Source organism: Pseudomonas sp. B13(2017), assembly GCF_002113245.1.
GTDB classification, from domain to species: Bacteria; Pseudomonadota; Gammaproteobacteria; order Pseudomonadales; family Pseudomonadaceae; genus Aquipseudomonas; species Aquipseudomonas putida_Z.
Map to the genome: position 1 here is coordinate 239,753 of NZ_NEJX01000007.1, position 9,783 is coordinate 249,535.

Annotated in this window: 3 protein-coding genes; all 3 read right to left on the minus strand. The window is 66.1% G+C overall.

Features of this window, described 5'->3' with window-relative positions:
* Positions 1-175: 175 nt before the first annotated feature.
* The 3 genes from recD to recC are packed head-to-tail and all read right to left on the minus strand — an operon-like array spanning position 176 to position 9,404.
* Positions 176-2,251, minus strand: coding sequence for an exodeoxyribonuclease V subunit alpha (gene recD / locus CAG44_RS12525; RefSeq protein WP_085692239.1), 2,076 nt, complete (start codon positions 2,249-2,251; stop codon positions 176-178).
* Positions 2,248-5,925, minus strand: a complete 3,678-nt coding sequence (gene recB / locus CAG44_RS12530) for an exodeoxyribonuclease V subunit beta (protein ID WP_085692240.1) — start codon at positions 5,923-5,925, stop codon at positions 2,248-2,250. Before recB ends, recD begins: the two co-directional genes overlap by 4 nt.
* A complete protein-coding gene (gene recC / locus CAG44_RS12535; RefSeq protein WP_085692241.1) occupies positions 5,922-9,404 on the minus strand; it encodes an exodeoxyribonuclease V subunit gamma in 3,483 nt (1,160 codons plus the stop codon). Before recC ends, recB begins: the two co-directional genes overlap by 4 nt.
* Positions 9,405-9,783 lie beyond the last annotated feature (379 nt).

Below are 9,783 nucleotides of genomic sequence, written 5' to 3' on the forward strand. Positions count from 1 at the left end.
CCGATATCGGCGCAACGATAGCACATGGCCGCATCAATGTAGGTACGAGCAGCTTTGTGCATGGGGATTGATGGCCCCATCGCCGGCAAGCCAGCTCCCACAAGGACTCCACAGCCCTTGCAAGCTGCGCTGCACCTGTGGGAGCTGGCTTGCCGGCGATAGGGCCTTATCGGTCCTACACCTGCTCGAGCATCAACCCGGAAATTCGCCGTACCTTGCGCGCCACCGCCTCTTCGAAAATACCCTGGCGGGGCTCGACCAGGCTGAAGCAGTGCTTGGCGCGGGTGATGCCGGTGTATACCAGCTCCTTGGTCAGCACCGGGTTGAGCGCATCCGGTAGCACCAGCGCGGTGTGGCTGAACTCCGAGCCCTGGGACTTGTGCACGGTCATGGCGAATACCGTTTCCACTTCGTTCAGCCGGCTGGGCAGGACGAAGCGTACGCCGCCGCTGCCGTCGTTACGCGGGAAGGCCACGCGCAGCAGGGGTTCGCCGCGCTCGTCCGGCAGGCGCAGGGCAATGCCGATATCACCGTTCATCAGGCCCAGGCCGTAATCGTTGCGGGTCACCAGCACCGGGCGCCCTTCGTACCAAGGCTGCTGGCTGTCGATCAGCCCGGCATTGTGCAGTACCCGCGCCACCCGCTCGTTGAGGCCTTCGACACCCCAGGCGCCGCGGCGTACCGCACACAGCAGCTGGAAGTCCTCGAAGCTGTGCAGCACCTTGCCCGCCCATTGCTCCCACGCGGGGTCGTCAACGGCGGTATCGAGTGCCGGGCGGAAGCGGCCAAGGGTGCGCAGGTAGCTGCGATAACCCTGCGGGCCGTCGCTGCCGCGGTTCAGGCCGTCGAGCAGCAGGCGGTCGAAGGCGCGGTCCTGTTCCTGCTTCAGGGCCAGGCTGTGCACATCGGGCGGCGGCGCGGCCAGCAGGTTGCGCGCCGCATGGGCGTCCTGGCGGTTGACCAGCCGGGCCAACTGGCCAATGCCGCTGCCTTCGCCGAAACGCCGCGAGAAGCGCAGCATCACCACCTGCTGGGCCAACGGGTTGCGTTGCTCATCGCCGGCCTTGAGGCCGCTGCCCGCCAGCGACTCGCCACCGGTCTGCTCCAGCCATGCCTCGGTCGCCGGCGAGTAACAGCCCTCCTCGGCATCTCGGCACAGGTCACCCAGTACCGCACCGGCTTCGACCGAGGCCAGCTGGTCCTTGTCGCCCAGCAGTACCAGACGTGCCCGTGGCGGCAGGGCATCGAGCAGGTTGGCCATCATTTCCAGGTCGATCATCGACGCTTCGTCGACCACCAGCACATCCAACGGCAGCGGGTTGCCGGCATGGTGGCGGAAGTGCCGCGAACCGGGGCGGCTGCCGAGCAGGCGGTGCACGGTGCTGACCTCGGTGGGGATCTGCCCGCGCACCTCGGTGCTGACCTGCAGGCGCTCGACCTGTTGGCCAATGGATTCGGTCAGGCGCGCGGCCGCCTTGCCGGTCGGCGCGGCCAGGCGAATGCGCAATGGCCTGCCCTGCTCTACCGCCGGCGCCTGCAGCAAGGCCAACAGGCGCACCACGGTAGTCGTCTTACCCGTGCCAGGGCCGCCGGTGATGATGCTGAAGCCTGCGCGGGTGGCCAGGGCGCAGGCGAGCTTCTGCCAGTCCACCTGGCCTGCCGGCGCACCACCGTCGAACAGTTGCTCCAGACGGCCAGGCAGGTCGGCCGGAGGCGCTTCGGCCTGGGTCAGGCGCTGGCGAAGGGTATGGTCGATGCGCCGCTCGTAACTCCAGTAACGGCGCAAGTACAAACGCTCGCCGCTGAGCACCAGAGGCCGCGCTTGCTGGCCCGGGGTATCCCCGGCGGCCACCAGCGGGCTGGCGGTAATGCGCTGGCGCCAGGCGTGCAGGTCGAGGTTGGCCAGCAACTGCGAGGGCAGCAGCAAGGGGCCGGTCAAAGCGTCGCCTTCAGGCGGCAACGACAGGGCAAAATCGGGCTCGGCCAGGGTTTGCTGCAGGTCGAGGCAGACATGGCCGTGGCCCAGTTGGTGGCTGGCCAGGGCGGCGGCCAGCAACAGCAGGGGGTCGCTACCGGGGGCTCGCTCCTCCAGGAACGACACGAACGCACGGTCCAGGGCACGCAGCCAGCCCCGCTCTACCCAGCGGTCGAGCAGTTGCAGCAGGTCACCGCTGTCATGCTGTGGCGCCAGTGCGAGCAGGTGCTCGGCGTGCAGCGGGGTGGGCAACAGGTCGACTAGGCTTCGGCTCATATCACGGCTCCGGCAAACAGGTCCTGCTGTACGGGCGGATGCTCACCACGGAACAGCGCATCGAGGCTTTCGATCAGCTCACGCGGTGGCTTGGCGTGGTAAACGCCGTGGCCGCTGCTGCTGGCACCTCGCAGGAAGATGAACAGGGCGCCGCCGACATGGCGGTCGTAATCGTAGTCAGGCAGGCGGGCGCGCAACTGGCGATGCAGGGCCAGCAGGTACAGCACGTACTGCAGGTCGTAGCGATGCTCGAGGATGGCCTTTTCCATGGCCTGGGCATCGTAGGCCTGGATATCCGGGCCCAGCCAGTTGGACTTGTAGTCGGTCACGTAGTAACGCCCGTCCAGCTCGAAGGCCAGGTCGATGAAACCTTTGAACATGCCATTGAGCACGGTCGGCTGCGCCGCCGGGCGTGCCAGGCCGGGGTGGGTGTGGCGTGCCACCAGGCGGTCGAGTTGTTCGGCATCGACCTGGTGGCTGGCGAACCAGAACTCCATTTCGATCTGGTAGTGGCGCAGCTGCCCGAGCGTCACACCAAGGTCGTTGCCCGGCAACGGCAGCGCTTCGCCCAGGAGGCGCTGCAGCCAATGCGTCAGGGTGGGGATCCAGCCGGTCCAGTCACGACGGTTGCAGCGCTGGCCAACGGTTCGCTCGATCAGCCGTGCATTGCCGCTGACCTGGCTGAAGCCCTCGCGGCCAACCCATTCCAGCAAGCCATGCAGGAAGGTGCCGGGGTTGGGCCCGCGCGGGAAGCGGTGAATATCACCACTGTCGGCCGGGACCTCGCGCAGCACCTGAGTATCGACCACTTCATCATCCAGTAACTGCTGGGCCTGGGAGCTGTCGGCACCGAGGGTCTGGTCGCCGACGCGCAGGGCACTGTACGAGGCAATCCACCAATGCTCGGCGCCCGCCGCGCGGCGCGGCTTGCGGGCAGGTAGCAGCTCATGCTCGGCGTGCGGCATGCGATACACCTGCTCGTCTGCCGGCGGCAGGCTCGGGCAAGAGATGTGCGGGCAGGTCTTGGCCAAGGCCTGCAACCAGTCCGTCAGTTGCTGCGAGCCCGGCAGGGCGAGGCCGCCACCCAGCAGGTAGCCGAACGCCGAGCGGTGCAGTTGTGAGCTCTTCTGGTTGCCCCGCTTGAGGTCGGCGACACCCAGCCAGCAGGCATGCTGGGCGCGGGTCAGGGCCACGTAGAGCAGGCGCAGGTCTTCGGCCAGGCGCTCGTCGTCGGCGCGGTCGATCTGTTCCTGGTCTGGTGTGAGGGTGAGATGGGCGTTGCCCTGGCTATCATGCCAGGCCAGCGGCAGGCGGCTGCCGTCCACTGGTTTGCTGGTGCAGATGAACGGCAGGTAGACCAAGGGGTATTCCAGGCCCTTGGATTTGTGGATGGTCACCACTTTCACCAGCTGCTCGTCACTCTCCAGGCGCAGGATCTGCTCTTCACCAGCCTGGCCGGAACTGGCCAGGTGCTCGGCCAGGTGGCGGATCAGCGCCTGCTCGCCGTCCAGTTCGCCGGCGGCCTGTTGCAGCAGCTCGGCCAGGTGCAGCAGGTTGGTCAGCACCCGCTCGCCATCGCTGCGGCGGATCAGCGTGCGCGGCAGCTGGAAGTCATGCAGCAGGTGCCGCAGCATCGGCAACACGCCCTGGCGCTGCCAGGTGTCGCGGTAACGGCGAAAACGCATGACCCAGTCTTCCCAGACCCGCTCGTCCTGGTTCAGGCGGTCCAGCGCAGCCAGAGACAGATCGAGGGTAAGGCTGGCAAGGGCAGCCTTGAGCAGGCGCTCCGAGTCGGGTTCGGCGCAGGCCTTTAGCCAGGCCAAAAGGTCGTGGGCTTCCTGGGCGGCGAATACCGAGTCCTTGTCGGACAGGTACACACTACGCACCTCGCGCGCGGCAAGCTCGGCGCGGACCATCTGCGCTTCATGGCCATCGCGCACCAGGATGGCGATGTCCGATGGCAGGCACGGGCGCAGTTCGCCCTCGGCATTCTGGAAACCAGCCGTGCCTTGCTGGCCGCCATTGAGCAAGGCGACGATATGGCTGGCGCAACTGGCGGCCAGCTGCTGCCGGTAAACGCTGCCGGAGACCGGCTCTTCGCTTTCCAGATGCCAGCATTGAAGGGCTGCGCAGGCTTCACCGTCGATCAACAGCTGCTCGCCACGGCCTTTGGCGCGGACCTCGATGAACGGCAGCGGGTTGTCATCGGCCTCGCGGAACAGGAATGCGCCACGCCCTGCCTCACGCGCCTCGGCCTGCAGGAACACCTGGTTGACCGCCGCGACCATGGCCTTGCTGGAGCGGTAGTTGGTGTCCAGGCTGTGCAGGCGACCAATCGTGGCACGGCGGGCGGCAAGGTAGGTGTAGATATCGGCGCCACGGAAGGCATAAATCGCCTGCTTGGGGTCGCCGATCATGAACAGGCCGGTTTCGGCGCGGTTTTCGCTGATCTGGTAGATGCGCTCGAAGATGCCGTACTGCACCGGGTCGGTGTCCTGGAACTCGTCGATCAACGCCACCGGGAACTGTTCGCGGATCAGGCTGGCCAAGCGCTCGCCGGCCTCGCTGGCAAGGGCGTGCTGCAGGCGCAGGAGCATGTCGTCGAAGCCCATTTCCGCACGCCGACGCTTCTCCACTTCGAAGCGTGCCGATACCCAGTTGGCGGCATGCTCGAGCAATGGGGCATCCGGGCTGTCCAGGGCTTGGAGCTGTTGCTGCAAGCTCTGCATGGCATTGAGGGCCGGGTGCTCGGGTGGCTCGCCCTTCCAGGCTTCGGCCATGCCCGCCGGGGTCAGGCGGGTAAAGCCGGTGCCCAGGTCGAGCTCCACCAGTTGTTCGTCTGCGGCCCAGGCGCAGAGCTTGTCGAACCAGGGCTCGAAGTAACGGGCCTGCATCTTGCGACCATCGACCTGTTTGGCGGCCAGTGCATCACGGCAGATCTGGCGCAACTCCTCGGCCCATTGCGTCCAAGGCGCCTTGAGCCGGGCCAACTGCTCGCCACGCTGCTGCAGCGATGCCTGGATCAATGCCGCCGGCTCGGGCCCGTCGTGCTGGGCGCGCACGCGACCGAACAGCGGACGGATCCGCGGCAGCAGGGCGTCGGGGCTGCCCCAGTGGCCACGCACCCAGGCCAGCGCGTCGCCTTGCATGCCGTAGCAGAAGCGCCGCCAGTAGTCGCGCATGACCTGGCCCAGCAGTTCGCTGTGGTCGGTTTCCAGGGTCTGGGTGAACAGGCTGCCGCTATCGAAGGCATGTTCGCGCAGCATGCGCTGGCACCAGCCGTGGATGGTCGATACCGCTGCCTCGTCCATCCACTGCACGGCGATTTCCAGGCGCCCGGCACAGCGTGGCCAGGTTTCTTCCGGGTAATCGTCACGCAGCTGATGCAGCAGCGGGTCGGCCGCCTCCAGCTCGCCACGGAAGAACCGCGCAGCTTCGGCCAGGCGGGCGCGGATACGTTCGCGCAGCTCTTTGGTGGCGGCGTCGGTGAAGGTCACCACGAGGATCTGCGGTGGTAGCAGCTCGCGGTCGAAGCCCTGCTCGCCACCGTGACCGAGGATCAGGCGCAGGTACAGCGCCGAAATGGTGAAGGTCTTGCCCGTGCCGGCGCTGGCCTCGATCAGCTGGCTGCCGTGCAGGGGGAAACTCAGTGCCAGGGGACGGTCCTGGGTCATGCGCCTTTCTCCGGGTTGCCCAGGGTCTGCCACGGGGCGTTGAACAATGGGCGGTACAAGGCTTCGCACCAGCCTTCGAAGGTTTCATCAGCGGTGAGCGCGGCAAAGTCGCGGAACTGCCGGGCCAGGGCGATGCTTTCACTGCGCTCGCCGAAGCTGGTGCGCTCGTCGCCTTCGTAGGCGCGGGCAGCAGCAGCCAGGGCTTTGTCGCTATCGTCCTGGGCCAGCCAGGCGAACGCGGTCTTGGCAGCGACCGGCAACGGCGCATTCATCGCCGCCTGACGGGCTACCAGCAGGTCGCCCAACAATTGCGCCGCCTGCGCTTGCGGCAGTGGCGCAAGCAGCAGGGTCAGGTCGCTGGCCACCAGCGCGCTGTTATAGGGGTAGCCCGCCGCGCAGGCCGCCAGGTGCGTAACCCAGGGCGCGATCAGGCGGTGCCACTTGAGGGCGTTACGCCCGGCACTGATGGTGTTGGGTACGGTGGTGATGCTGAGCAGGCTCTGGTCATCCGCCTGGAACACCCGCCCCAGCCAGCCTTCGAGACGATGCTGGCCGTGCTCGAAATGCACTGGCAATGCCCCCTCGACCAGCTGCGGCCAGCGTTGCAATAGCTGGCGGTGGCGTTGCAGCAGGTCTGGCAGGGGTTCGATCAGCTCGCGCTGCAGCAGTTCGCCGAAGCCGGCCAGTGGCAGCACGCCACAGGCCTGCAAACGCCGGGCCTGGGCCTGCAGGGCCTTTTCGGCATTGTCCGGCTCGGCCAGCGCTGCACCCAGCAGGCTTTCACTGGCGCCGTACCGTTGCAGGGTATCGAGGACGAAGGGTTCCTCGTCCGGGGTCGGTGCTTCCAGCGCTTCGAAGTAGACTTTCAGACGCTGGCTGAAGAAGTGCCGCACCGGGTGGCGCAGGAAGTCATTCAGCTGGGTCAGGCTCAAGGCCTCATCGTCATGGTATGGCGGCAGGCCGGGGTCAGCCTGCTGGTCCTCCTGGCCCTGCTGGTGCAACACCTGCCATTCGTGGGCAAAGCTGAACAGCGGGCTGCCCTTCTGGAAGTAGCGTGGGCTGAACGGTTGCAGCGGGTGCTCCTGGGTCAGTGCGTGCAGCAGTTGCTCGCCCGGTTCTGCTGGCTGCCCCTGCTCCGCGCCTGCCAGCTGCCAGCCAGCTGCAAGGTGATCGCGCAACTGGCCGATCAGTACCGAGGCCGGGCGTTCGCTGTTGTCGCGGATGCTTCGCCCGACCCAGCTGACATACAGTTGGTCGCGGGCCGACAACAATGCTTCGAGCAGCAGGTAGCGGTCATCCTCACGGCGCGAGCGGTCACCGGGGCGGTAGTCGCTGGCCATCAGGTCGAAGTCCAGCGGCTGCTGAGCGCGGGGGTAATCGCCATCGTTCATGCCCAGCAGGCAGACCACCCGGAACGGGATGGCGCGCATCGGCATGAGGGTACAGAAGTTCACCGAGCCGGCGAGGAAGCGCTGGGACAACTTGCCCTGGTCGAGGCCCGACAGCCAGGCTTCGCGCACTACGGTCAGCGGCAATGGATCTTGCAGGCCGACGGCCTCGCACACTTCAAGCCAGCTATCACGCAGATCCTGCAACTGCATCAGCAGGAACTCGTCGTGCTCGCCCTCAGCCAGGAAAAACACTTGCAGCAAGGCATGCAGGCGCTCGCCCCACTGGCTGACAGTGGCAGGCTCGGACAGGGCCTGGCCGGCCACTTCGAGGGCGTCCAGCAAGGCGACCAGCGGGCCGATCAGTGCCGCATCCAGGCCACCGATTTCATCGTAGGGTTCGATGCCGTCACAGGCCTCACCCACGCCGACGGCATAACCCAGCAGCATGCGCCGCAGGCCGAACCGCCAGCTGTTCTGTTCCAGCCCGGCGGGCAAGCCCAGGCTGGCCCGCTGCTCGGCATTGAGGCCCCAGCGGATGCCAGCCCCCTCGATCCAGCGGTGCAGCGTGGGCAGGTCGTTTTCGCGTATGCCGAAACGGGCGCGGACTGCCGGCACATCCAGCAGGTCGAGCACTTCGCTGACCGCGAAGCGGCTGTCCGGTAGCTTGAGCAGGTGTTCGAGGGCAATCAGCAAGGGTTCGCGGCCACGCTGGCCCTGGTCGGTCAGGGTGAACGGGATGTAGCGCGGATCGTTGCGCTGCAACTGGCCGAATACGGCGCGAATATGCGGCGCGTAGGTATCGATGGCCGGCAGCATGACGATCACGTCACGTGGGCGCAGGGTTGGGTCGGCGCTGAACCGGGCCAGTAACTGATCGTGGAGGATCTCCACTTCACGTTGCGGGCTGTGGGCGATGTGGAAGCGAATCGAGCGGTCCTTCGCCGGGTCGACTGGATGCCACTGCTCGCGAGTTTCGGCGAGCGGGCGCAGTTCGAGGATATCGTCCTGCAACTGGTTGAGCAGCGTGGTGGGCGAGCCGTCACTGAACAGGTCGATGCGACCGTCGCTGAACACGCCCTGGTAACTGCCGGGGTCATCGTAGCTGTCGAGCAGGTTGATGTAGTCGCGGCCTTGTTTGCCCCAGGCGGCCAGCAAAGGGTGGGCATGCTGGTGCAGCGACTGGTCGTCCAGTTGCAAGGGCATGCCCTGCTTGCGTTGCTGGCGCTTGTACTGGTGGCGCAGCAGGTCCTTGTCGGCAACGATATCGGCCCAGTGGTGGCGGCAGGGGTTGTGCACGCACAGCAACACCTGGCTGAAGCATGCCAGGCCGGCCAGTGCCTCGAGAGCCTGGGCTGGGAGCGAGGAGATACCGAATACGATCACCCGGGCCGGCAGACCGGCAGGTGCCTGCTCCAGGCTGTTGATCCGTTCGATGAAGCGTTGATGTACGCCGGCACGGCTCTGCGCCATGCCCTGCTCGCCAACATCCTCCAGCAATGCACGCCACAACTCGGCCTGCCAGCGGTTGCCCGGGGGCAGCGCCTTGCGCTCACCGCGAGCGGTGTTGAGGATGTGCTCGCCAGCGGCCCAGTCCTTGAGCCAGTCGGCGCGGTAGACCTGATACTGGTCGAACAGGTCGGCCAGGCGCTCGGCGAGCTGATAGCGCTTGCGCAGGTCGCTGTCGTCGGTGAGGAAGCGTCGCAACGGCTCGAAATGCGGGCGTTCGATCAAGGCCGGGAGCAGACGCATCAGACGCCAGGTCAGCGGTGCCTTGTCGAGCAGGGAGACTTCGGGAATTTCGTCACGGCCCAGCACGCTGCGGTACAGCTGCCACATGAAGCTGCCTGGCAGTTGCACATCGATGGCGGCGGCGATGCCACAACCACCCTGGTCATCGTCCTGAGGGTCCTCGGCGAGGGCCAGTTTGAGCCATTGGGCGATGCCATTGCTCTGCACCAGGGCGATTTCGTTTTCCAGAGGTGCCAAGGGATAGCGACGCATCCAGCTCACCACTAGGCTGCGCAGGTCGTCGAGGCGGTTGCCGTGGACGATCATGAAGCCGGGTTGGAGGTGAGTGGTATTGGGCATCGGGAGGTCTCTGGCTGGCGCTGGGGATGAGGGGAAACGATATCACGTAGGTACCATACGGAGAGTATGGCGCAGTGCCATTAGCCGATTGACAAGGGATCGGTGGAACCCTGTTAGCGGCCTTGCGCCGTTCCTGTGGGAGCGGCTTTAGCCGCGAAGCAAGCGACGCGGTGGATGGCACCGGCTATGCCGGTGTTCGCGGGTGAACCCGCTCCCACAGAGGAGGGTTGTGCAGGCCTGGGATTTTTTTGCCAGAAAGACAAAACCCCTACCTGCATGTGCAGATAGGGGTTTTGCGAAATGAATCTTGACGATGACCTACTCTCACATGGGGAAACCCCACACTACCATCGGCGATGCATCGTTTCACTGCTGAGTT